The sequence below is a fragment of the Ferrovibrio sp. genome, assembly GCF_046297595.1.
Lineage (GTDB): Bacteria > Pseudomonadota > Alphaproteobacteria > Ferrovibrionales > Ferrovibrionaceae > Ferrovibrio.
Window position 1 is genome coordinate 82,267 of record NZ_JBKBHT010000007.1, and the last position, 22,715, is coordinate 104,981.

Genomic DNA, 22,715 nt, shown 5'->3' on the forward strand with positions numbered 1-22,715 from the left:
CAAGGCCGATCTGGAAGCCCTGGCCAAGCGCACAGGCAGTCATTCTCTGAGTTGGTCTGTAGGCTTACGTCAGGCCGGCAGCCCATGGCAGCGAACGACAAGCATCTGATCGTCCGCGATCTGTTGAGGATCAATGCCGATTTGGCCCGTCTTGGGAATCTTATGAAGCTAATTCTCGATGATGAGAGCCTAGTCCTACCCGACGGTATGGATTTTCGCGGCCTCTTTGATAGCATCCGCGAAACACAGATTCTGCTTAAATCGAAAGTCAGGGAGCTGAACTAATGGCTGAGTATTCCGAAACTGATCTGAATCGTTTTGCTCGGAATGATGAGCTTCTACCGCTGGTGCTCGACGCTGCGCGTCGTGGCGATGAAGCTGAGGAAGATCGACTGATGCGCCAGATGATCTACCCCGCAGAGTCGCTGCTCTGGCTGAAGGACTTTCTGGGAGCCGACCAGGTGCGGGCCATGGGCCTGCGTACCGATGAAGCCGACCGCCAGTTCGGCAAGGGCTGGCTGGATCGCCATGTCGACGCCTGATACCGACCAGGGGCTTCTGGTCCGCCTGGCTAAGAGCATGGTGAATGAGCGCGCCGCCTATATTGGCCGCGAGCGCAGCAAGGAAGCAAAGCAGTACCGTCTCAGCCAGGACATGCTTCTGCAGGCCACAAAGGCTATCGGCAAGTCGGGCGATGTCGACCTGATCCTTTCTGCAGAGGCCGGCTTCCTTAAGAACGATGCGCGTTTTTACAGCAACAGCCCCTCGATGCGTTCCAGCTTGGCAGCTGCTCTGACCGAGCTGGGCCAGGCGCAGAAAATGCTGCCTTTGGTAAAAGACCCGGATTTGTACCTCGCCATCGATGCCAGCCACGGAAACGCCAAGAGCCGAATTGGCGGCGTGCCGCGCGATGCAGCCCGGCAGTTCTTTCAGTCGCACAACGCGCGCCTGCTGAATGCCGACAAGTCACGGCTGACGGACACAGAAAAGCAGATCCTCGATGCACGACGGCACAATATTCGTGTTGCCGCCCTCGCCTACACCGCTCAACAAGAGCAAGCCTTGGGTGTCGGCCTTGTCGCCCAGGTCCGCGAACGCGTCCTGTCGATGTGATCTGTAGCCGCTGCCGTGATTCCCAAGCGTATCGATATCGAGCCTGAAAACGACGATTTCGCCGGCCTGGCGAATTACATCGCTGCTGCCAAGGATGAAGGCGAAAAGCTGGAATCCTTTTGGATTGAGAACTGCAATGCCGGCGACGGCCTCGATGACCTAGATCTGGCCATTGCTGAGGTCAAGGCGACGCAAGCACTTAATCAGCGCACAAAGATCGGCAAAACCTACCACCTAATGATCTCATTCCGGGACGAGCATCCGCCGCTCGATGTCCTGAAGGATATTGAGAGCGAGTTTGCCAAAGCTCTCGGCTATGCCGACCACCAGCGCGTTATCGGCACGCATGTGAATACTGATAACTTCCACATGCACATTGCGATCAACAAGATCCATCCTGACACCTTGAAGGCGCATACACCGCTGCGTGATTTCCAGACGCTGGAAGCTGTCAGCCGTGAGATGGAAATGAAGCATGGCCTCAAGGTCGATCTCGGCCGCGCTGACAAGCTGCAGTCCGAACGGCGGCCGCAGCGCGCCCTGGATAAAGAGGCGCACACCTGGGAGCAGAGTTTCGACGGCTATGTGCGCGAGAATAAAGCCGAGCTGATGGCCGCCCTCGATCAGTCGTCGACCTGGCAGGATCTGCATGACGGCATGGCGCGTTTCAGCCTTCAGCTGCAGCCTTACGGCAATGGCCTGGTGATTGCTGACGCGAATGGGAAGCATCGTGTAAAAGCCAGCTCGATTGACCGCCTTCTGTCGATGAAATCTCTCGAAACTCGGCTAGGTCAATTTCGGCCGCCAGTTGCCGATCGCACGGCGGAGCAAGCCGCCGATCGCCAGCTCGATCGCTCTGGCGCTCGGACTAACGATCGTCAACCAGGTCAGGCCGGATCCGCGCCGCAAAACGACGATCTGGCTAAAGTCTTTCGTCAGTCCGAGTCATGGCAGGATCTGCATGTCGGCCTGGCACGACATGGGCTAGAACTGCGGCTGCAGGGCAACGGCCTGGTTCTGGATCCTGGTAAACGTGGCGCATCGATCAAAGCGAGCGCCGTCGGCCGCGCATATTCCAAGGCCGCCCTGCAGAAGCGCCTGGGAGCGTTCCAGGCCCCTTCCCGCCAGGCGCAGCAGATCCTGGCCACGAGGCGCGCGGCCATGCACCGCGCTGCGCCGCGCGGTCCTGCCGCCTGGTCTGCCCCAGGCGCGCGCCAGAGGTTTCAGTCAGGTCCACGTAAGCATTACCGGAAGCGGCCGATTACGACACATCCAGGGCAGGCCAAGCTCTGGCGCCGTTTTCTGACCCTGCAGCGTCAGCGTAAATCTCTGTTGGTGCTAGCTTTCAAGACCTGGAAGGATTTCCTGATCTACGAGGCATCGACAGATCCGTTAGCCATGGCCATTGTCGTTTCGCAGCGGCAGATTTTAAAGGCCATTAACCCGATCAGCCTGGATCCGAAGCGGCCCGATCCGGCTATATCCCGATAGGCGGCTGCCTTAGTTAACTGATTTGCGCCTTAACTCAGTTTCAGGGGGAATCCGCTTACACCCTACACGAATAGCCAACACCGCGAATGGCTTCGAACTTCCCACCCCAACCAACTGCAGAAAGTTTTTGGGAAATACGCATGATGTATGTCGCCAAAGATGACGCGCTGAGTGCATCTTGATCAGGAAGAGCTGAAGCTGCTTGCAGAACTTTTTTTGCTACAACTTCACCTGCTGCAGCGACCAGCTGCCACAGAATTTGGCTCTCGACTGCTGAAAGTGCGACCTCCCTCCGGCGCCACCAAGCCAAACCCATCGCCCTTGAAACCCTTAGCGCCCCTGCCGACACGGTGTCACACGCAGGGGCATAGCCCTTACTGGACAATTTCCTGGCAATCCTGATGGAAAAACTCCGCGGTCCGCCCAACATTGGAATCACATCGTAACGGACATGGTGTAGGAGATGGTCGGGCGTACTCGGCATTTGAATTGCCAGCACCCGATTAGATAACTCGCCTTTTGGATCGCAAACACCGGCAACGTCGACATCGTTCGTGTATAACGACTCGATGTCCATCAATCCGACAGTGTTCTTGGTTTGCGCAAGTAAACCGAAGACCTGTCGTGAACTATCAAATGATTTTGCCTGATATCCCAGGCTCTCAAGCCTGACTGGCACAGCGTTTGATATCAGGATTCCACTGCCGGCGACCAAGACTGTTGCCTGATAGATCAAGCTTTGAGCCCTTAGTCCTTTAGGCCATGGCACCAGCAGCGGCCGATGTCAGTTCCAGGGCGTAGCCAGCCGAACGCACGGTACGGATCACATCGGCTTCGGAATCGCCGTTGAGCGCCTTGCGCAGCCGGCGGATATGCACGTCGACGGTGCGCTGCTCGACATAGATATCACGACCCCAGACTGCATCCAGCAGCTGGTCGCGCGACAGCACGCGGCCGGGATGCTCGAGGAAATAGCGCAGCAGACGGAACTCGGTCGGGCCAAGATGGATGTCGCGGCCGTTGCGCGTCACCTTGTGGGTGGCGACGTCCATCACCAGTCCGCCATAGGTCAGCACCTCTTCCGCCAGCGCGGGGCGGATGCGACGCAGCACGGCGCGGATGCGCGCCAGCAGTTCGCTGGGCGAAAACGGCTTGGCGATATAATCGTCGGCACCGGCATCCAGACCGCGCACGCGGTCGGCTTCCTCGCCGCGCGCCGTCAGCATGATGATCGGCACATTGCGGGCATTGGGATCGCGGCGCAGCTGGCGACAGACTTCCAGGCCGGACAGGCGCGGCAGCATCCAGTCGAGCAGGATCAGGTCCGGCATATGCTCGGCCACCTTCAGCAGGGCCTGCTCGCCATCCATCGCCTCGTCGACGGTGTAGTTTTCCTTTTCCAGATTGTAGCGCAAGAGTGCCAGCAGTGCTGCTTCGTCCTCGATGACGAGGACGCGCGGCTTGATCGCGATATTCATCGCTGGCCTCCCGGGGCATTCATCACCGCATAGGCGGTGTCATCACCTTTCGGGCGGTCTTCCTTCGGCATTTCGCCCAGAACCGTGTAGTGAATCAGTTCGGCGATGTTCGTGGCATGGTCACCGATACGCTCGATGTTCTTGGCGATGAACAGCAGATGCGTGCAGGGCGTGATGGAGCGCGGATCTTCCATCATGTAGGTGAGCAATTCGCGGAACAGGCTGGTGTAAAGGTCATCAACCTCTTCGTCGCGCGCCCAGACCGCATCCGCCTTGGCGGCGTCGTCGGTGATATAAGCATCCAGCGTGTCCTTGATCAGCGCCTGCACCAGGGCGGCCATACGAGGGATGGCATGTACCGGCCGCACCAGCGGCGCCTGATTCAGAGCAACCGCGCGCTTGGCGACATTCTTGGCATAATCGCCGATACGCTCGATCTCGGACGAGATGCGCAGCGCCGCGACGACCACGCGCAGGTCGGCGGCCATCGGCTGCCTGCGGGCAAGCATCTCGATGGCGAAATCATCGACCTGGTTGCGCAGGGCATCGATCTTGGCGTCACCCTGCACCACTTCCTCGGCCACCTTGCTATCGCGCTTGACGATGGCATCGACCGCGGCAGCCAGCTGGGATTCCGCCAGGCCGCCCATCTGCACGATCAGGGTCGACAGCTTCTTCAGTTCGTCGTCGTAACGCTGAACGATATGTTGCGGCATTTTCTAAATCCTCGTTCTGATCAGCCGAAGCGGCCGGTAACGTATTCGAGCGTCTTCTGCGACATTGGATCGGTGAATATCTTCTTAGTGTCGCCGTACTCGATCAGCCGACCCAGATACATAAAGGCCGTGTTATCGGATACCCGGGCTGCCTGTTGCATGTTGTGCGTAACAATTACGATGGTGTAGAGGCCACGCAATTCGTCGATCAGCTCCTCCACCTTCGCCGTTGCGATCGGATCGAGCGCCGAACAGGGCTCATCCATCAGCAGGACTTCCGGATCGCCGGCGATCGCCCGCGCGATACATAACCGCTGCTGCTGCCCGCCGGAGAGCCCTAATGCGCTGTCATGAAGGCGATCCTTGGCCTCGTTCCAGAGTGCCGCGCCACGCAGGCTGCGTTCTACGGTTTCGTCGAGCAGCGTCTTGTCCCGCACGCCATCCACGCGAAGCGGGTAGATAACATTCTCATATATCGTCATTGGGAACGGATTTGGCTTCTGGAACACCATGCCCATGCGCTTGCGTAAGGAAATCACGTCTGTTCCAGACGCATAGATGTCCTTACCTTCCAACTCCACTTTTCCGGAGACCGTGAGGTTATCGATCAGGTCGTTCATACGATTGAGCGAGCGCAGAAGCGTTGACTTTCCGCAGCCGGAAGGACCGATCATAGCTGTGACCAGACCAGCCTCGACATCAAGATTGACATCGTAAAGCGCCTGGCTGGAACCATACCAGAGACAGAAGTTCTTGATGTCCAGTGCGATCCCGTTCTCACCGCGTTTGACATGATAGATCGTTGGATCGAAGCCAACCGCAGGTTTCTTTTCTTCCAAGGCCATTGCCATAACTTCTTCTCCGGGGATCTTAGAACTGGCTGCCGGCAAACTTCCGGCGCAAACGATTGCGGATAACGATGGCGCCGATATTCATCGCCGCGATCAAGGCAATCAGCAACATCGTGGTAACGAACACCATTGGCTTTCCTGCTTCGGAATTGCGCGACTGGAAACCAACATCATAAATATGAAAGCCCAGATGCATGAAACTGCGTTCCAGATGGATGAACGGGAAGAACCCGTCGATCGGCAACTCCGGCGCCAGCTTCACCACACCAACCAGCATCAATGGCGCCACTTCACCTGCACCACGGGCCATCGCCAGAATGAGTCCCGTCATGATGCCAGGCATCGCCCGGGGCAGGACGATGCTGCGGATCGTCTGCCACTTTGAGGCGCCACAGGCAAGCGAGCCCTCGCGCATCGACCGGGGCACCGCGGCCAAGGCCTCCTCAGTCGCCACGATGACAACCGGCACTGTCAGGATTGCCAAAGTCAGCGAGGACCACAAAAGTCCGCCAGTTCCGAAGGTGGGACTCGGTAGGCGTTCAGGGAAGAACAGCTGGTCAATCGACCCACCAAGGATATAAGCAAAAAAGCCGAGGCCGAAAACGCCATAGACGATGGAGGGCACGCCGGCGAGGTTGTTGACCGAGATGCGTACGATAGATACCAGACGGCCTTGCTTGGCATATTCACGCAGATACAGAGCCGTGATCACGCCGAACGGGGCAACAAAAACCACCAGCAGGAGCGTCATGGTGAAAGTGCCGAAGATCGCCGGCAGCACACCGCCCTCGGTATTGGCCTCACGCGGCTCGTCGGACAGGAATTCCCACCAGCGCGAAAGGTAGATTCCCATCTTTTCCGGCCAGGAGATATCGTTTGCGGCGTACATCCGAACAATGGTGGACAGATTGGCGGTTTTTTCCTGGCCGCCGATTTCTACCAACGCAATCTGCACTTTTGCATCCTCGGCTCGGATCACCTGAGCCTCGGCTGAAAGTTCTTCATACTGTTTCTTGAGTGCAACCTCCCGGCTTGCCGCTTCGTTGCGCGCCTCACGATACTCGGCGCTGCCATCCCCATAGCGAAGGAAAGCGCGCCTGACCGCCAGCCGATCGGCATCGATGCGGTGGTTGACCTCGCCGATCAGGCTGCGCTCGATGTAGAGGATTCTCTCGCGGCGCTGGCGCGCGGCATCATGGAGTTGTGTCAGCTCGGCATCGGATAAGGTGGCGCCATCTAGCTCACGGCCATCAATGCGGACAGATTTGATACGACCGAGAAATACACCCCACTCGACACGTTCGAAGAGGCGCAAATCATTCGGTCGCTCGGTTCTCACGACGTCGTAATCGGGAACCCAGCGGAAATCCTCGTTATAAACGTCGTAGTTGCCGGTACGGTACAGCGTTCGAACCGCGAATCCCTCATCCGCACGAACTTTGGCCTGGCTGGCCGGATCAAGCGTTCGCAGCTGCTCGGCGCCAAGGCGAAAGTCTTCGCGTCGGGTTGGCTCACCCACCACCTGCGTGCCGTCTTTGAGTACAACCAACTGGATCGGCTTGGGCCAAAAAGTGATGGCTCCATTCCAGAAAACCAGCAGCAGAAAGCCGGTAATCATCAGGACGCCAAGCGAAAGAGCGCCACCCAGACCCCAAAGGAAAGGTTCGCCGATCGCCTTTACGTTGGTGTGGCGAGAGCGCCGCGCCACCGGAAGAGCCGCAGCCTTTTCCATGTCGATAGCTTGATTGATCGTCATGATGAGGGCCTCAGAGCTGTGCGGCGCGCTTGCGGAAGCGCTGACGGATAATTTCTGCGAGTGTGTTTACAACAAAGGTCATGATGAAAAGCACCAAAGCAGCAAGGAAGAGCATGCGATAGAGTGAGTCGTCACGCACAGCTTCGGGCAACTCGACGGCAATATTCGCCGAGAGGGCGCGCAGACCGTTGAACAGATTCCATTCCAGAATCGGGGTGTTGCCGGCCGCCATGACCACGATCATGGTTTCACCAACCGCCCGGCCCATACCGATCATGATGGCCGCGAAGACGCCGCTCATCGCCGTGGGCAGGATCACCGATATCGAGGTCTGCCAGGGCGTGGCGCCGCAGGCAAGACTGGCGGCACGGAGATGCTCCGGAACCGCATTCATCGCATCTTCGGCAATGGTGTAGATGATGGGTATGACGGCAAAAGCCATGGCAAAACTGACCACGAGCGTGTTGCGCTGGACATAGGTATCGACGAAACCACCGCGCAAATCGAAGCCGATGGCTCCCAGCAGGCTGGCGACAATGTAAGCCGTAAAGCCGGCCAGCACGAGCTGAATCAATCCACGCAGCAAATCCACGCCTCCAGCCTGAACGGCGGGCAGGGATGCCATAATCTTGCCCAACCTTTCATCGCCATACCGACGCATGAGCATAACAATTGCCGTCAAGCTGAGCGGGAACAAGATCATGGCTAAAAACGGCGTGCCGCTGCCAATCGACCCGTTTGCCCACTGGCGGAGATCGCCAGCAAAGAAGATGGATTCAAAGGTCGGGCTCGCCTGTACCGTCAGCCACATCGCAAAGGCGATCACCAGGAAGAAAAGCGCGAACTTCGGAAGGCCCTCCAACCGCAACGCAGTGTCTCTCGGCAGAAGTTGCCAAAGATAGGCAGCCAAAAGCAGCGCAACCGGGACGAACAGGAATGCTAGTATGACGGCGGAAATCCACACCTCGACAAAGGGCGCCAGGATCAGCGCAGCAATGAAGCCCAGCACCACTGACGGCAACGAGGCCATCATTTCCATAACCGGCTTTACCGTGGCCCGCACAGATTTGTGAACGAACTCCGACGTGTAGATTGCGGCAAACAGGGCGAGCGGCACCGCAAACAGCATGGTGTACAGCGTTGCTTTGATCGTGCCGAAAATCAGCGGTACCAGGGAGAATTTCGGCTCGAAGCTGTCCGTGCCCGACGATGATTGCCAAGTATAGGTCGGCTGCGGATACCCCTCATACCAGATCTTGCCGAAGATCGAAGCCCAGGTGGTTTCAGGGTGCGGAATTCTGACCCGCCACAGCGCGCCCTTGCTGCCCGAGAGAGCCAACACAGCATCGTCGCGCGGGGTCAGAACGATATCGTCCGGCGTTGCGCCCAGCGCCGCTCTGACCAGAACCTGTTCGCTTGTGGAATGGCGGATCCAGACGTTGCCATCCGCATCCGCCGTGGCGAAGCTCTTGCCGCGCTGACTCTGGCTCACCGCCACTACAGCCGATTTGTGCCGCTCCAGTGTGTGCGCACGCACCATCTTGTAGCGATCCGTCGTATCGGCGTCCGCCCGCTCGAGTCGGAAATACACATTGACCGAGCCATCACTGCCGCCAGCAATAATCGACTGTTCGCCGATCAGGAATGCGAAGACCCGCAACTCGGTATTGCCATCTGTGAGTTTGGCGGTCTCAGCCAGAACCGGCTTTCTGAAATCCCGCACATCGTAGCGGAATACGCGACCTGAGAGGTCCGCGATATAGACCTGATCGGCCTTGTCCGTCATCAGCACATCGCGCACCGAAACACCCGCTGGCAACGACGGCAACGTAGTGGAATTGACCGTGGTCGTGGCCCTGCGGGTGAGCATATTGAGGCGGCTCTCCGCGATGCTGAGCTTGGCCTCGCCATTCTTATCGACCGTCACAAAAGCGCGAGTTGACCTCTCGACCGTGCCGCCTACCCGATAGTCTACGGCGACGATAGGTGCTTTCGCCTCGGAAATCTGCTGCGGCTCATCAAGCTGCGCATCGATCGTAATGCGTCGGACCTGATTCCCAGGCACAACGTCGAACAGCGCGGTGCCGTCTGTAGACGCGGTTTCACCCAGACTGCGAACTGTAGCCGGAACTTGATCGCGCGGCAGGACCGACACGCCAAAGCCCAGCCTGGCGAACTGGATTGAGCCGTCTTCAAATCCGAAAATGATATTTCTGCCGTCGATGGTGGCCGCGACCGTCGAAACGACGCGCCCCCCGAAATCGAAGGTCGGTGCGGTCAGGCGCTGCCCGCTGGCCGTATGGGAGGCAACAATTTCTCCCGAATTCTTCACCTGCACAACTATTGAGCGATATTCATCCATGCGGGTGAGCAGCACTTGCCCCGGAACAGTTGGCAGGCTGATCTCGCGCCGCTCTTCAATACTGCCGCCGGTGAACAAGGGAACGACCACTTCGGCAAGAAAGGCCATGATGCCGAAAACGGCCAGGATGACCAAAATGCCGCCGACGGAGATGATCCAGTCTGCGGCCTTGTCGATGATAATGACGCTCTTTCGCGTGGAACGATTGCGGCGCCTGCGCGGGATAACCCCGGACTGCTCGTTCTGGTTTTCGGGGAGGGCGGCGTCGCTCATGAGCAGTGTTCCGGCGATAAGAAACGATAAAACGAAACAAAATAAATGGTGCAGCGGGAATGACCCCGCTGCACCATCATCAGTTAGTTCATCAACTTCATCACTTTGAGGTCTTCATCAGCGATGGCATTCACGATCGGGAAGTAGCCATCCTTGACCACGGCCTGCTGGCCCTGCTTCGAATAGATGAACTTGATGAATTCGGCGCGGGCCGGATCCATCTTCTCGTTCGGGTTGGCGTTGACGTAGATGTAGAGGAAGCGCGACAGCGGATAGTCGCCGGAATATGCGTTTTCCGGAGTCGCATCGAAGCACTTGTCGCCTTCCTTGGCGGACAGCGGCACGGTGCGCACGTCGGCGGTCTTGTAGCCAACGCCCGAATAGCCGATGGCGAACTTGTCGGAAGCCACGCCCTGCACCACGGTCGACGAACCGGGCTGCTCCTTCACGGCATCCTTGTAGTCGCCGTTGAACAGCGCGACTTCCTTGTAATAGCCGTAGGTGCCAGAGGCCGAGTTACGGCCATAGAGCGAGATCGGCTTGCCAGCCCACTCGCCGGCCACACCGACATCAGTCCAGTTGGTGACATCCTTGGCATAACCGCCCTTGCGGGTCTTGGAGAAGATCGCATCGACCTGCTGCATGCTCAGGCACTTGATCGGGTTGTCCTTGTGGACGAACACGGCCAGCGCGTCGACAGCGCCGCGAATCAGGGTCGGCTTATAGCCATACTTCTTTTCGAAGGCGTCGATCTCGGCGCCCTTCATCGGACGCGACATCGGACCGAACTGGGCCGTACCGGCAACCAGCGCCGGCGGAGCGGTCGACGAACCCTTGCCCTCGATCTCGATCTTCACATTCGGATAGGTGCCCTTAAAGCCTTCGGCCCAGAGGGTCATCAGGTTGTTCAGGGTGTCCGAGCCGATCGACTTGATGCTGCCCGACACGCCGCTCACCGGCTTGTAGTCCTTCAGAGCCGGGTCCAGAGCCACCTGGGCGGAAGCCTGCGAAGTGAAGCCGAAGGCGGTGGTCGCCATCAGGCTCGCGATAAGAAGTGCCTTCTTGGTCACGGTGTACCTCATTTTTGTTTCAGTGACGCGCCATTGCGCGGCGGGATCGACCGTCAAACTGAATGATTTCGTCCCGACGATCGGTGCGGACCCTACCCATCGGCATTTGCATATATGTGACATGTAGTTTGCCGTTTTATGACAATGACCGCTGGCGCAAACGTCTAGATGGTTGGATTAACAGGAGGCGCGTTAAGTTGTTGAAAATAATAAAAAAGGCGGGAAATCCCGCCTTTTCACTGGATTGATCCAGATTCAGTCACTTCGCCTTGAGGTAGTCCTCGATGACCTTGCCGTCATTTGATTTGATCGTCATGCCGTTCGGGCCTTCACCGATTCTGGTGACAACCACCTTGGGCTCCTGATTCTTCGACACCAGGTCGATTTCTTTGTCGCCGGACTTCAGCACCCAGAGACGACCGTCATGGACGTGGGTATAGAAGCCAGGCTTGGCATAGGACGAACCGCCTGAGGCACAGGCAGCGACCGCCCCCATCATAACCAGTGCAGCCGCGATATTCATGAAACGCATGGGACACCCCTTCGAGCTTTGTTTTTATGCAGAGCCTTAATCCCGGAGAACAATGTCGATGGGATGTCAGTTTGATGAAGCTTCGATGAATGGAGCGCACGCGTTATGGTGGTCGCGGCGTGACTCGCAGGTTCCGACCTATCCCGTCTTATCTTTAAAAGGGCCCTGGGCATATTCCGACCCGATGACTGGGCAAAGCCAAGTCTGGCCTCAAAAAATAGGAAGGACCGTTGATTCTTTTTCGCGATAAGCCTGTCGGAGCAGCATATGAGTAGTCCTGATCCTGACGTGATCGTTATCGGCGCCGGCCAGGCCGGACTGGCCGTGGCATACTACCTCCGCCGTACCGCGTTAAATTATCTGCTCCTGGACGCTGGCGAGGCTGCTGGTGGGGCGTGGGCCCATACTTGGGACTCTTTGCGGCTCTTCTCGCCTGCAGCCTATAGTTCGCTCCCAGGCTGGCAGATGCCACCCAGTCAATTTGAAGGCTATCCGTCGCGCAAGGAGGTCATCGACTACCTTGCCCGATACGAACAGCGTTACGACGTCCCAATTAGCCGAAATTGGAAGGTTAAAAGCGTAACGCGAGAAGGCGACTACCTCCGTGTTGGGCGGGCCGATGGCACCAGCCTGAATGCCCGCGCGGTCGTCAGCGCCACCGGCACGTGGTCCGCGCCCTTCACACCAGACTATTCGGGTCGGAACATCTTTAAGGGTGTGCAGCTTCACTCGGCGCACTATCGGAATCCCCAGCCCTTTGTTGACAAGCGCGTACTGGTTGTGGGCGGTGGCAATAGTGGGGCACAGATTCTGGCAGAGCTAAGCGAGGTTGCCCGAACGATCTGGGTGACGGTGAAGGAACCGGTATTTCTACCGGATGAAATCGACGGTCGCATCCTCTTTGAACGCGCAAGCGCCCGTGCTCTGGGTAACGCCGACGCAACCGCAAACACGACCCTTGGCGACATAGTCATGCTGCCGTCGGTGAAGAAAGCTCGTGATCGGGGTGCACTCACATCGGCCCGTCCTTTCGACAGATTTACGGAGTCTGGTGTCGTTTGGAAAGATGGCTCGGCAAGCGTCGTGGACGCTGTGCTCTGGTGCACGGGGTTCCGACCTGCGACCCATCATCTTAAACCGCTTGGACTCGTTGAAGCGGACGGACGCATTGAGGTGATCGATCAACAGGCCAAAAACGAACCACGCCTCTGGCTTGCTGGATACGGAAATTGGACGGGTGCTGCTTCAGCCACACTTTTGGGTGCCAGCAGGACTGCTCGCGCATTCGTGCCACGCCTCGCGAAAAGCTTGTTATAGCCGGCAAAGAAGGCGGAAAGGCTCGTTCACACCGCCAGCGGAGTAGCCTCGGGTAAATCCCGCTCCGCACGCCCGGCGATCAGACGGCGGCGCAGGAACTGTGACAAGGCATCGATCAGCGCCACCGCGCCAATGACCAGGATGATAATCAGGCTGGCCTCGCCGAACTCATACACCCGCAGGCGGTCGGCCAGCTGATAGCCGATACCGCCGGCGCCGACGATCCCGAGGATCGTTGCCGAGCGGGTATTGGATTCCCACATATAGAGCGTCGCCGACAGCATATTCGGCAGAACCTGCGGCAGAATTCCGAATCGAACGCCATCCAGCCAACTACCGCCTGAAGCGCGAATGCCCTCCACGGGGCCCTTGCTGCTGTTGTCAAAGGCCTCTGAATACAGCTTCGACAGGGTGCCGAGGTCGACGAGGGCGATGGCCAGAATACCGGCTAGCGGACCCAGACCGATGGCGCGTACAAAAATAAGCGCCCAGATCAGGTGATCGAGTGAACGCAGCGAGTCGGAGAACCGCCGGAAGCCGAATTGCAGGATACGCACCGGCAGCGTGATGCGGGAACATAGCATGGCCAGCGGAATGGCAAAAACCGCGCCGAGCAGGGTTCCCAGAAAGGCCATCGAGACGGTTTCGAGCAGAGCCCAAAGGAATTCAGGCAGATACTGGAAGCCCGAGGGGACCAGCATCATGGCCAGGGCGCCGCCGAGCTTGGGCAAGCCTACGAAAAATTTCGGACCAATGAGTTCGCAAATCCAGGCGGCATACAGCAGGACCACTATCGTCGCACCCCAGATCAGTACGCGCCGTGTAGCGCGTCCCCGTGGCGCGGCAATCGCCGCGGCTATCCTGACCTGACGATCTTCATCCGAGGCTATTCTGGCAGTTGAATATGCTTCCATGATCATACCTGATGGCCGTTCCCGTCGATTCCAGCCAGTTTCAACCGCGCCCACTCGCTCAGCATGTCGATCAGGATGACAGCGATGAGGATGATCAACAAAATTGCTCCGGCATCGTCGAAGTAACTCAGCCTGATCACTTCATAAAGTTCCATACCGATACCACCAGCTCCGACAAACCCGATGATGGTGGCGCTACGCACGTTCAGTTCAAACCGCCACAGGGTATAGGAAACGTAATTCGGCAAAACCTGCGGCAAGACACCGATAACGATCTCGTCGAACCAGGTACCGCCGGCGGCGCGGACGCCTTCGATCGGCTTGCGGTCGATGTTTTCATTCACCTCGGCGAATAGTTTGCCCTGCGCGCCCACAGTATGAACCATGATGGCGAGGAAGCCTGCCAGCGGTCCTAGGCCGAAAGCGAAAAGGAAGATCAGCGCCCAAACGAGATCCGGGACCGTGCGGGAAACCTCGAGGACGCGCCGCACGATGAAAATCAAGCTCTTGCTCTGAACCAGATTCGCCGATGCGACAAAACTCAGCGCACCGCCGATCATGGCACCGACCGCCGTAGCTAGGATCGCCATCAGCGCCGTGGTCCATAGCAAGCCCAGCCATTTCCCGAGCCCCCAGTACCACTCGCCGATGTCGGACAGCACGGAACCGGCTCGGATTGGCGGCACCATGCCGGAAATAAAATCGCCAACCTTGGGCAGGCCATCGATCAGGCGGAAAATATCGAACTGGCCGATATGCGCCGCGAAAGCGCAGGCGCCTAGAAAGATCAGGGTCGCGATGGATCCCAGGCGCAAGGATCGAGCGCGCTCCGCATTCCATGCGTGATTGAAATCAAGCAGCGAGGTTCGCACGAGGCTTATGGTCATATGCCGATCACAAAAAAACGGACGCCGCGCGGCGATGCCGCGCGGCGCCGAATGCGTAGGAATTATTTCGGGTATCTCTGAGTATCTTGCGCATCTCAACCGTCGGCTCATAGACCTTGTGATCGACCGGAACGAAGCCCTGCGTCTTGCCATGTGCCACGGCTTCTGCCGCCTGCATGTCTTCCTTATGCAGCTCGACAAACAGCTTGGTTAAATCCGCTTTCAGATCCTTGGGCAGATCGGCACGCACGATCACCGGCGGCGGCGGAACGAGCGAGGACTCCCAGATCACGCGAATCTGCTCGCGCTTCAGCATATTCTTGTCAATCATGGTCCGAATCTGACCGTAACCGTCGCCCTTGGTCGTCCAGGTAAACGCCGCATCATAGGTACCGTTCAGGACGCCTAGCACCGACTGGGTATGGCCACCCGAAATCGGGGAATTGAAATAGGTCTCGACAGGTTTTCCCATGCGGGAAAAGTCCACCGTCGGCACCAGATAGCCGGACTGTGAATTCGGCTCGGTGCGCGCCACGATCTTACCCTTGAGATCTTCGTAGCTCTTGTAAGGGCTATCGGTCTTGACGATCAGAACCGAGTTATAACCCAGATTGCCGTCCTTGTCGGTGGCCGTCACGATCGGCTCGACGCAGGCTTTGCATTCGAGCCAGGTGCCTGCATAGGCCGACGGGCTGGTCCAGCCGAGCTGGATCTGACCTGCCACCAGCGCGTTGTTGATGCCGATAAACTCCGTCGCGGTGAAAATCTTGACCGGCACGCCCAGCTTCTTAGCTGCATAGGCGGTGAAACCGTCAAATGACTTCATCGTCTCGGTTTGGGTCTCGACCGGGATGATGCCGAAATTCAGTTCTTTGTACTTGTCGCGCCACGTCTGCGCTTCAGCCTGCCCTGCCAGCAGGGCAACGGATAATGCAAGCCCGAGAATAGCCTTGTTCATCGCTCTCTCCTCAACCTGTTGGTACAGAAATTTCTGCCTGAAAGCCTTATGCGGCGGCCATGGCCGGTTCGCTCTCCACCGGCACATCGCCACCGTAGATATTCGCAATTGCTGTATCGGTGAGCTGATGCAAAGGCGCATCGAACACCAGCGTGCCGTCGCGCAGCCCGATGACGCGGTCGGCGTATTGCCGTGCAATCTCGATGCTGTGCAAATTGCAGATCACGGAAATGCCGCGTTCGGTGTTGATACGTTTGAGCGCATCCATCACCGTGGCGGCGTTGTGCGGATCCAGCGAGGCAATGGGTTCATCCGCCAGCACCAGGCGTGGTTCCTGCAGCAGGGCCCGCGCAATCGCCACACGCTGCTGCTGGCCGCCGGACAGACGCTCGGCGCGTTGCATGGCCTTATCGAGCAGGCCAAGATCGTCGAGAACCGTCGCCGCCTGCATCCGCTCGTTGTCGGAATAGAGTTTGAATAGCCGGCGGTATTGCGGAACCCGCGTGCTGGCACCCACCAGAACATTGGTCAGCACATCCAGCCGCGGCGCCAAGTTGAAGCCCTGAAAGATCATCGCAGCCTGCGAACGCCATTCGCGGAGCGCAGGTCCTCGCAGGCTGACGATATCGGTGCCATTGTAGTAGATGCTGCCGCCGGAGGGCTCTGCCAACCGGTTGATCATGCGCAGCATGGTGGATTTTCCTGCGCCGGACCGGCCGATCACCGCGATCATCTGGCCATCGGGGATGTCCAGCGTAATATCGTTGACCGCGACAACAGCGCCAAAGCGCTTGGTCAGATTCGAGATACGCAGCATGTCTTGGCTCCCTGCTCCGGTGCTCGGGGAATCGCGTTCCCTCAATCCAGCGCGTGGCCACCTTGCGCGCTGCCCGTGACAGGCATGTTGCAGATCAAGCGGTTTCTTCGCAGGAGCAAGATTCCGTCTCGACCTTTGCTGCGGTGATCAACCCAGCTTAACTGCCGGCTTTACGGGCACAGGGAAATACGCCTTGTTCCACTTGGTCTTACGGGACGAATCACGCCATCCAGGCCCGGCTGCGGCGCAGCAGCCCACCGGTCAGCACCCCGTGCAGGGTTCGGATCGCGGCCGATGTAAAGACAATCATCATCGCCATGGCAGCAGCACCGGCGATTTCACCGGCATCATCCATGTTTAAAACGGCGACAGAGGCCAGCGCCGTCTGAGCGGAATAGATGAACACCACCGCCGAAACCGTGGTCATGGCATTCACGAATAAATAGACCGAGATATCGAAGATCGCCGGCAGACACAGGGGCACGGTGACGCGGAAGAAGGTGACGACCAGCGGAACCTTCAGCGATGCGGAAACCGCTTCAAACTCGCGGTCGATCTGGCGTAGCGCGGTGGCTGCTGTCAGGTGGGCCACGGTATAGAAATGGGCGACGGTGCAGATCACCAGGATTGCCAGTGTGTGGTACAGCCCATTCAGCGGATTCTGTGGGTTGTTGAAAAAGAAGATGTACCCGAGCCCCAGCACCATGCCCGGTACGGCCATGGGCAGCATGGCCAGAAAATGAAACCCGCTCGCCAGCCAGCCCGGCGGCCGCGCCTTCTCGGTCAGATAGGCGCCGACGAAGACTAGAGCTGCTCCGAACACCGCCGTCAGACCTGACATGATCAGGCTGTTCCAGTAGGCACGCCAGCCGCCGCCATCCATGTTGTCGAAATCATAATGTCTGAGGCTGATATCGAGGTTATAGGGCCATAGCTGGACCAACGAAGCGTAAAAGGCCATGCCAAGAATCAGCAGGATAAGGCCGGCAACCGCCACGCATACAGTCAGCAGCAAGCCGTCCCGCATGGAATCCGGCTTCGCGCGATATGGGACAGCGCGGACGGAAAGCAGCGCCGTCTGCCGCCGGCGCACGATCTGGTCGACGCCGAATGCAAGAATCGCCGGCAGCAGCAATATGATGCTGACCACCGCGCCCATCTGGAAATTCTGCTGCCCGATGACCTGCTTGTACACATCGGTGGCCAGCACATTGTAGTTGCCACCGATCACCTTCGGCACGCCGAAATCCGTGATCACCAGCGTGAAGACCACGAAGATCGCGGATATCAGGCCATACTTGATGCCCGGCAGGGTCACGGTCAGCAGAATTCGGAACCGGCTGGCGCGCAAAGTCCGCGCCGCCTCGAATAACCTGGCATCGCTGATCGACATGGCCGTGACAAGGATCATCAGCGCATGGGGAAAGCAGTAAAAAACCTCACCGATGACGATGCCTATCGGACCATAGATGCTGTATTCGCCCAGAAGATTGCGCAACCAGCCTTGTTTTCCGAACAAATAGACAAGGGCGATGGCGGGGAGCAGAGATGGCGCCAGCAGAGGTGCCAGCATGATACCCCGAAGAATCGCCTTGCCCGGCATGCAACTGCGAACCAGGCCGTAGGCAACCATAAAGGCCAGACCAACTGTAATGACTGTACTCAGGACAGCGATCAACAGGCTGTTGCCAATTGACGCCAGCAAGGACGAATTCGAGAAATAGGCCGAAAAATTTATCAGCCCGACAAAGTCGCCCGCCTTGTTTTCCAGGCTCTGCCCCAATAGCAGCCCCAATGGCAAAGCCAGGGCAACAATCAGGAACGCCGCGATAGCAAGCAGCAGGGCAACAGTCGCTATGCGCTCAAGCGAGAAAGGGCCGGCGACCCGCAAGCGCCGCGTCAGCGGCTCAATGACTGCCATGGAAACAGATTAGGCGCTCGGGCGGCAAAGCGATTTCGATGCGGCTGCCCGGTTTGATGTTCAAGTCGGCGACAGCATTGGTGGAAAAATCCGCTCGCAGGCGCACGCCCTCGCCGTCTCCGGCTCGCAGTTCCGAACGGAAGAACGAGCCCATAAATTCCATGTCATCGACCTGGGCCTGAATGCGATTCGCCGCATCCGGCAAAAGATTGCGCACGACTACGTCCTCTGGCCGGATACAGACCGTCAAGTGACTGCCCCTGGTCATTCCATTGGCATGGCCGTTGACCGTGAGGCATAGCGAACCCAGTTGCGCCTTGCCGGCATCGACCATATGTCCGCGCCAGAAATTCATAGACCCGATGAACTCGGCGACAAAGGCAGTTGCCGGTCGCCGGTAAATCTCTGCCGGCGTGCCAATCTGCTCGATTACACCCTGGTTCATCACCACGATGCGGTCGGCCATGGTCAGGGCTTCTTCCTGGTCGTGGGTCACCATGATGGTCGTGATGCCAAGCCGTTCCTGCAGGGCGACGATCTCATGGCGCAGGTTCTGCCGCACACGAGCGTCTAGCGCCGAGAGCGGCTCGTCGAGCAGCAGCAGGCCGGGCGATGGCGCCAGGGCCCGCGCCAGCGCCACCCGTTGCTGCTGTCCACCCGACAGCTGGGAAGGATACTTGGTGCCGATCTCCGGCATCCCGATCAGTGCCAGCAACTCCGCTACCCGCGCGTCCTTTTCACGGCGCGACAAGGCCTTGAGGCCATAGCCGATATTCTGGGCAGCCGTCAGGTTTGGAAACAGGGCATAGGACTGGAAAACGATGCCATAGTCTCGCTGCCCGGCGGGTAACTGGGAAATGTCGGTATCCCCGCGCCAGATGCGCCCTTCGTCCTGGGGATCCAGTCCTGCGATTGCCCGTAGCAACGTGGTCTTGCCGCAACCTGACGGGCCAAGAAAGCAAACGAACTCGCCTTCTTCGATCGAAAGTGAGATATCGCGCAATGCGGTGAACGAACCGAAACGTTTTGTCAGTCGGTCAACGCGAAGATAAGGGGTTTGTGTCATGGCTCGATCCACCGCACGGGGCCTGCTCGAAGCAGGCCCCGGCTTTGATCCGTTACTTCTTTTCCGACTTGCCGTCGTAACGCTTGCTCCATTCGGCCAGGATGCGCTCCCGGTTCTTGGCCGACCAGGTAAAGTCGTTCTTGATCAGCCGCTTCTCAAAATCGGCCGGGATATGCGGCAGCGGCTGGGCAATGCCGGGCATCGCCACGATGGCGAAGTTCTTGGCGTAAAGTTCGTTGGCCCGTTTGGTCACTGACCAGTCAGCCAGCTTCTTCGCACCTTCCGGGTTCTTTGCGCCCTTCAGGATCGCGAAGGCTTCCATGTCATAGCCCAGGCCTTCGGACGGGAAAATCAGATCGATCGGCGCGCCCTTGGCCTTGTTGGAGGAACCGCGATACTCGAACGAAATCCCGATCACATATTCGCCCGATGCCGCGAGGTTGCAGGGCTTCGAGCCGGAATGGGTGTAGACGCCCATATTCTGGTGCAGGGCATCCATATAGGCCCAGCCCTTGTCCTCACCCATCAGCTGCAGCCAGGATGACACGTCGAGGAAACCGGTACCCGAAGAAGCCGGGTTCGGCATAACGATGCTGCCCTTGTACACCGGCTTGGTCAGGTCGGCCCATGAAGTGGGCGCCGGCATATCCTTCTTCTTGGCTTCTACTGTGTTGAAGCAGATTGTCGCCGCCCAAATGTCCATGCCGACCCAATGCGGCGGCGTGCGGCCGTCTACATAGGCCTTATTGAGCTGGTCGACGCCCTTGGGGGCGTAAGGCGCGATCATACCTTCCTGGTCCAGCACCAGCAGGCTGGTTGCCGCCAGACCCCAGACAATATCAGCCTGCGGGTTTGCCTTTTCGGCCAGCAGCTTGGCGGTGACGATGCCGGTGGAATCGCGCGTAATCACCAACTCCACACCGGGATTGGATTTCTCAAAGGCTTCCTTGTAGGCCTTGATCTGATCGGCCTCGAGCGCGGTGTAGACATTCACCTTCGACTGCGCAATTGCCGCCTGGGCGAAACCGACCGCCAGCAGCGCCGTCGCCGCAAGGAAAGAAAAACGCTTCATGGATTAGCCCCCGAGATGTTACTGGCGCCTAGCGCCGTTTCTCATTCCGCAACCTGATGATCTTCCGGCGTCGGCCGGGCAGCGAACACCTTCAAGGGATTCGCAGTATCCGGTTTTTCTTCGCGCGGAAAACGCATGGCAAGCTATCGCCGGATCGTGACACTAATATTGCGATGAGAAGTATACCGCATGACGCAGCGCTAATTTGCGCCGCCCCCGCTTGTGCGGGCCTCAAGACTGCGGGGTTACTTTAACAACCTGTAACCTCTACGCAGATCGTAGGAGACGCTGAGATCGGGATGCAGCGCCGCCAGCTGTCGGTTCAGTCGGTAAATATGAGACTTTATTGTATCCGGCCCGCTGCCACCCGCCTGCCCCCACACAGCTTCCTCAAGCTCGATGCGATCAACCGGACGATGACTATTGAGCAGCAGGACACGAAGCAGGATTGCCAGGATCGGCGACAGCTCGCGTGATGCGTTCCGCGCTAAGGCAACATTCTGAGGCCATAACAACCTCAAGCCAGATTCGGCTATCAGATCGAGCGTATCATTGGCCTGGCCGGCATCGATCGCATTCATGAAATCAACCAGCAGTCCGTCGGCTTGTGCCGGAAATCGCCGTGACACACTGTTGGTGAGCGGCGTTTCAACAAATTCGATCATTAGCCGGGCATTCTCGTATTTTACCGCCAGCCCGCATGCGCCGGATACGTCCGTTGGCGCTGGACCGGTCGCCTCGCGACCAATGACCACGATATCGGTTCGGATATGACCTATCGCCGTCGAGACATCGACGCCATACGGGACAATCGTCACCGAATAGCCGAAGTAATACAAATGCCGCTCAAGGAATATCCTTGTACGACGATCGTTTACCGCGAGCAGAATCGATTGATTCCGAACTTGTGTTGAAGTCGCCATGTGGATGTTTCGTCGAGTTGTCCGGGAGCGCCGCCTGAATGCCTGGGGTGAACTATACCGCAACTTCACCACAAAAAGAGCCGCTGCAACATTAATGTCATTATTTGGAAATCCCATCGTCACTCCGCGATGGCACCTCACTTGATCAGCGCCCGGCCTAAAGCGATCAGCTCAATCGGTCAGGCAGATATCGGATCACGGATACAGAGGCCAAGATGATCTTCCGCAATCTCATGCTTGCGATCGGCATAGCTGCAACTGGCGCGACCCTCCTTCAGGCTCTTCCTGCGGCGGCACTCGACAGCCGATACAAGGATGCCAATGGCGATCTGGTCGCCGATGCCCCGACCGACCCGAAAGACTGGGTCGATCCGTCCACACTGGTTTTTGCCTACACTCCTGTCGAAGACCCTGCGGTCTATGCCAAGGTTTGGGAAAGCTTCCTGGATCATATGAGCAAGGTCACCGGGAAGAAGGTGCAGTTTTTCCCCGTTCAATCGAATGCCGCGCAGCTTGAAGCGATGCGTGCGGGCCGCCTGCATGTCGCGGGTTTCAATACCGGATCGAATCCGCTGGCCGTGAATTGCTCGGGTTTCACGCCGTTTGCCATGATGGCGTCTAAGACCGATGAATTCGGCTACAACATGGAAATCATTACCTTCCCCGGCAGCGGGATCGAGAAGGTAGAAGATATCAAAGGCCGCAAGATGGCCTTCACTGCGGAAACCTCCAATTCCGGATTTAAGGCGCCATCGGCCCTGCTTCGCGACAAGTTCAACCTGGAAAGCGGCAAGGATTACGAGCCGGCTTTCTCGGGCAAGCACGACAATTCGATCATCGGCGTTGCCAACAAGGATTATCCCGCTGCCGCGATCGCCAACTCCGTCATGAAGCGGATGATCGCGCGCGGCGTGATCAAGCAGGAGCAGGTGAAGACCATCTATAAGTCGGAGACCTTCCCGACTACCGGCTACGGCTACGCCTATAACTTGAGGCCTGAGCTGGCAGAGAAAGTTAAGCAGGCCTTCTTCACCTTTAAATGGGAAGGCTCTGCCCTGCTGAATGAGTTCGAGAAGTCCGATCCTCCGCAGGAGAAGTTCATCCCTATCACCTACAAGCAGCATTGGCAGGTGGTGCGCGACATCGACAAGGCTCTGGGCGTGAATTATTCCTGCCGCGGCGCGAGCTGAGTCTTCTC

At 58.2% G+C, this 22,715-nt stretch carries 22 protein-coding genes; 6 read left to right on the plus strand and 16 right to left on the minus strand.

Translation table 11 applies throughout. From position 1 onward, the window contains the following. The first annotated feature begins 84 nt into the window (after positions 1-84). The 4 genes from ACK4FJ_RS17040 to traI are packed head-to-tail and all read left to right on the plus strand — an operon-like array spanning position 85 to position 2,604. On the plus strand, positions 85-285 hold the full coding sequence (locus ACK4FJ_RS17040) for a hypothetical protein (RefSeq protein ID WP_409767933.1): 201 nt from the start codon (positions 85-87) through the stop codon (positions 283-285). Continuing rightward, entirely contained in the window at positions 285-542 is a 258-nt protein-coding gene (locus ACK4FJ_RS17045; protein ID WP_409767934.1) for a hypothetical protein, read from the plus strand. The genes ACK4FJ_RS17040 and ACK4FJ_RS17045 overlap by 1 nt, the downstream gene beginning before the upstream one ends. Continuing rightward, positions 529-1,113 carry a hypothetical protein gene (locus ACK4FJ_RS17050; protein ID WP_409767935.1) on the plus strand — a complete coding sequence of 195 codons (585 nt, stop codon included), beginning with the start codon at positions 529-531 and terminating at the stop codon, positions 1,111-1,113. The genes ACK4FJ_RS17045 and ACK4FJ_RS17050 overlap by 14 nt, the downstream gene beginning before the upstream one ends. 15 nt (positions 1,114-1,128) lie before the next feature. Then, positions 1,129-2,604: a TraI/MobA(P) family conjugative relaxase gene (gene traI, locus ACK4FJ_RS17055; protein ID WP_409767936.1), complete on the plus strand. Its 1,476-nt coding sequence runs from the start codon at positions 1,129-1,131 to the stop codon at positions 2,602-2,604. Positions 2,605-2,659: 55 nt separating this feature from the next. On the opposite strand, the gene ACK4FJ_RS17060 is transcribed toward traI, so the two are convergent. The 8 genes from ACK4FJ_RS17060 to ACK4FJ_RS17095 all read right to left on the minus strand — a co-directional run bounded on the left by ACK4FJ_RS17060 (position 2,660) and on the right by ACK4FJ_RS17095 (position 11,642). After that, on the minus strand, positions 2,660-3,340 hold the full coding sequence (locus ACK4FJ_RS17060; RefSeq protein WP_409767937.1) for a winged helix-turn-helix domain-containing protein: 681 nt from the start codon (positions 3,338-3,340) through the stop codon (positions 2,660-2,662). Positions 3,341-3,359: 19 nt separating this feature from the next. Beyond that, positions 3,360-4,082 carry a phosphate regulon transcriptional regulator PhoB gene (phoB, locus tag ACK4FJ_RS17065; protein ID WP_409767938.1) on the minus strand — a complete coding sequence of 241 codons (723 nt, stop codon included), beginning with the start codon at positions 4,080-4,082 and terminating at the stop codon, positions 3,360-3,362. Beyond that, the gene (gene phoU / locus ACK4FJ_RS17070; protein ID WP_409767939.1) at positions 4,079-4,798 is read right to left on the minus strand and encodes a phosphate signaling complex protein PhoU; all 720 of its coding nucleotides are present in this window, start codon (positions 4,796-4,798) and stop codon (positions 4,079-4,081) included. The genes phoB and phoU overlap by 4 nt, the downstream gene beginning before the upstream one ends. Before the next feature lie 20 nt (positions 4,799-4,818). Next, the gene (gene pstB, locus ACK4FJ_RS17075; protein ID WP_409767940.1) at positions 4,819-5,649 is read right to left on the minus strand and encodes a phosphate ABC transporter ATP-binding protein PstB; all 831 of its coding nucleotides are present in this window, start codon (positions 5,647-5,649) and stop codon (positions 4,819-4,821) included. 19 nt (positions 5,650-5,668) lie between these two features. Beyond that, entirely contained in the window at positions 5,669-7,405 is a 1,737-nt protein-coding gene (gene pstA / locus ACK4FJ_RS17080; RefSeq protein WP_409767941.1) for a phosphate ABC transporter permease PstA, read from the minus strand. A 10-nt stretch (positions 7,406-7,415) separates the two neighbouring features. Continuing rightward, on the minus strand, positions 7,416-10,040 hold the full coding sequence (locus ACK4FJ_RS17085) for an ABC transporter permease subunit (RefSeq protein ID WP_409767942.1): 2,625 nt from the start codon (positions 10,038-10,040) through the stop codon (positions 7,416-7,418). An 83-nt stretch (positions 10,041-10,123) separates the two neighbouring features. Further along, entirely contained in the window at positions 10,124-11,110 is a 987-nt protein-coding gene (locus tag ACK4FJ_RS17090) for a PstS family phosphate ABC transporter substrate-binding protein (protein WP_409767943.1), read from the minus strand. Between the two features lie 259 nt (positions 11,111-11,369). After that, on the minus strand, positions 11,370-11,642 hold the full coding sequence (locus tag ACK4FJ_RS17095) for a hypothetical protein (RefSeq protein ID WP_409767944.1): 273 nt from the start codon (positions 11,640-11,642) through the stop codon (positions 11,370-11,372). Between the two features lie 267 nt (positions 11,643-11,909). On the opposite strand from ACK4FJ_RS17095, the gene ACK4FJ_RS17100 reads away from it, so the two are divergent. Then, positions 11,910-12,959 (plus strand): ArsO family NAD(P)H-dependent flavin-containing monooxygenase, encoded by a 1,050-nt coding sequence (locus ACK4FJ_RS17100; protein ID WP_409767945.1) that lies wholly within the window; start codon positions 11,910-11,912, stop codon positions 12,957-12,959. A 26-nt stretch (positions 12,960-12,985) separates the two neighbouring features. Here the strand turns inward: ACK4FJ_RS17100 and phnE (ACK4FJ_RS17105) are convergent, their stop codons facing one another. The 8 genes from phnE (ACK4FJ_RS17105) to ACK4FJ_RS17140 all read right to left on the minus strand — a co-directional run bounded on the left by phnE (ACK4FJ_RS17105) (position 12,986) and on the right by ACK4FJ_RS17140 (position 21,517). Next, positions 12,986-13,879 (minus strand): phosphonate ABC transporter, permease protein PhnE, encoded by an 894-nt coding sequence (phnE, locus tag ACK4FJ_RS17105; protein ID WP_409767946.1) that lies wholly within the window; start codon positions 13,877-13,879, stop codon positions 12,986-12,988. Further along, entirely contained in the window at positions 13,876-14,760 is an 885-nt protein-coding gene (gene phnE, locus ACK4FJ_RS17110) for a phosphonate ABC transporter, permease protein PhnE (protein WP_409767947.1), read from the minus strand. The genes phnE (ACK4FJ_RS17105) and phnE (ACK4FJ_RS17110) overlap by 4 nt, the downstream gene beginning before the upstream one ends. Positions 14,761-14,767: 7 nt before the next feature. Continuing rightward, positions 14,768-15,718 carry a phosphate/phosphite/phosphonate ABC transporter substrate-binding protein gene (phnD, locus tag ACK4FJ_RS17115; protein WP_409767948.1) on the minus strand — a complete coding sequence of 317 codons (951 nt, stop codon included), beginning with the start codon at positions 15,716-15,718 and terminating at the stop codon, positions 14,768-14,770. 46 nt (positions 15,719-15,764) lie between these two features. Next, the gene (gene phnC / locus ACK4FJ_RS17120; RefSeq protein ID WP_409767949.1) at positions 15,765-16,535 is read right to left on the minus strand and encodes a phosphonate ABC transporter ATP-binding protein; all 771 of its coding nucleotides are present in this window, start codon (positions 16,533-16,535) and stop codon (positions 15,765-15,767) included. A 220-nt stretch (positions 16,536-16,755) separates the two neighbouring features. Continuing rightward, on the minus strand, positions 16,756-18,456 hold the full coding sequence (locus ACK4FJ_RS17125) for a putative 2-aminoethylphosphonate ABC transporter permease subunit (RefSeq protein WP_409767950.1): 1,701 nt from the start codon (positions 18,454-18,456) through the stop codon (positions 16,756-16,758). Continuing rightward, positions 18,443-19,522, minus strand: a complete 1,080-nt coding sequence (locus ACK4FJ_RS17130) for a putative 2-aminoethylphosphonate ABC transporter ATP-binding protein (RefSeq protein ID WP_409767951.1) — start codon at positions 19,520-19,522, stop codon at positions 18,443-18,445. The genes ACK4FJ_RS17125 and ACK4FJ_RS17130 overlap by 14 nt, the downstream gene beginning before the upstream one ends. A 52-nt stretch (positions 19,523-19,574) precedes the next feature. Next, positions 19,575-20,594 (minus strand): putative 2-aminoethylphosphonate ABC transporter substrate-binding protein, encoded by a 1,020-nt coding sequence (locus ACK4FJ_RS17135; RefSeq protein ID WP_409767952.1) that lies wholly within the window; start codon positions 20,592-20,594, stop codon positions 19,575-19,577. A 245-nt stretch (positions 20,595-20,839) separates the two neighbouring features. Continuing rightward, entirely contained in the window at positions 20,840-21,517 is a 678-nt protein-coding gene (locus ACK4FJ_RS17140) for a helix-turn-helix domain-containing protein (protein WP_409767953.1), read from the minus strand. A gap of 215 nt (positions 21,518-21,732) precedes the next feature. On the opposite strand from ACK4FJ_RS17140, the gene phnD (ACK4FJ_RS17145) reads away from it, so the two are divergent. Next, complete coding sequence (phnD, locus tag ACK4FJ_RS17145) at positions 21,733-22,707, plus strand: phosphate/phosphite/phosphonate ABC transporter substrate-binding protein (protein ID WP_409767954.1); 975 nt, start codon at positions 21,733-21,735, stop codon at positions 22,705-22,707. Positions 22,708-22,715 lie beyond the last annotated feature (8 nt).

Excerpts from the sequence above, each read along its gene's own strand:
- phoB (WP_409767938.1), bottom strand. The coding sequence starts at position 4,082 with ATGAATATCGCGATCAAGCCGCGCGTCCTCGTCATCGAGGACGAAGCA.
- ACK4FJ_RS17040 (WP_409767933.1), top strand. The coding sequence starts at position 85 with ATGGCAGCGAACGACAAGCATCTGATCGTCCGCGATCTGTTGAGGATC.
- ACK4FJ_RS17135 (WP_409767952.1), bottom strand. The coding sequence starts at position 20,594 with ATGAAGCGTTTTTCTTTCCTTGCGGCGACGGCGCTGCTGGCGGTCGGT.
- ACK4FJ_RS17130 (WP_409767951.1), bottom strand. The coding sequence starts at position 19,522 with ATGACACAAACCCCTTATCTTCGCGTTGACCGACTGACAAAACGTTTC.
- ACK4FJ_RS17100 (WP_409767945.1), top strand. The coding sequence starts at position 11,910 with ATGAGTAGTCCTGATCCTGACGTGATCGTTATCGGCGCCGGCCAGGCC.
- ACK4FJ_RS17125 (WP_409767950.1), bottom strand. The coding sequence starts at position 18,456 with ATGGCAGTCATTGAGCCGCTGACGCGGCGCTTGCGGGTCGCCGGCCCT.
- ACK4FJ_RS17045 (WP_409767934.1), top strand. The coding sequence starts at position 285 with ATGGCTGAGTATTCCGAAACTGATCTGAATCGTTTTGCTCGGAATGAT.
- ACK4FJ_RS17085 (WP_409767942.1), bottom strand. The coding sequence starts at position 10,040 with ATGAGCGACGCCGCCCTCCCCGAAAACCAGAACGAGCAGTCCGGGGTT.
- pstB (WP_409767940.1), bottom strand. The coding sequence starts at position 5,649 with ATGGCAATGGCCTTGGAAGAAAAGAAACCTGCGGTTGGCTTCGATCCA.
- pstA (WP_409767941.1), bottom strand. The coding sequence starts at position 7,405 with ATGACGATCAATCAAGCTATCGACATGGAAAAGGCTGCGGCTCTTCCG.
- phnE (WP_409767946.1), bottom strand. The coding sequence starts at position 13,879 with ATGATCATGGAAGCATATTCAACTGCCAGAATAGCCTCGGATGAAGAT.
- ACK4FJ_RS17140 (WP_409767953.1), bottom strand. The coding sequence starts at position 21,517 with ATGGCGACTTCAACACAAGTTCGGAATCAATCGATTCTGCTCGCGGTA.
- ACK4FJ_RS17095 (WP_409767944.1), bottom strand. The coding sequence starts at position 11,642 with ATGCGTTTCATGAATATCGCGGCTGCACTGGTTATGATGGGGGCGGTC.
- ACK4FJ_RS17050 (WP_409767935.1), top strand. The coding sequence starts at position 529 with ATGTCGACGCCTGATACCGACCAGGGGCTTCTGGTCCGCCTGGCTAAG.
- phnE (WP_409767947.1), bottom strand. The coding sequence starts at position 14,760 with ATGACCATAAGCCTCGTGCGAACCTCGCTGCTTGATTTCAATCACGCA.
- phnC (WP_409767949.1), bottom strand. The coding sequence starts at position 16,535 with ATGCTGCGTATCTCGAATCTGACCAAGCGCTTTGGCGCTGTTGTCGCG.
- phoU (WP_409767939.1), bottom strand. The coding sequence starts at position 4,798 with ATGCCGCAACATATCGTTCAGCGTTACGACGACGAACTGAAGAAGCTG.
- phnD (WP_409767954.1), top strand. The coding sequence starts at position 21,733 with ATGATCTTCCGCAATCTCATGCTTGCGATCGGCATAGCTGCAACTGGC.
- phnD (WP_409767948.1), bottom strand. The coding sequence starts at position 15,718 with ATGAACAAGGCTATTCTCGGGCTTGCATTATCCGTTGCCCTGCTGGCA.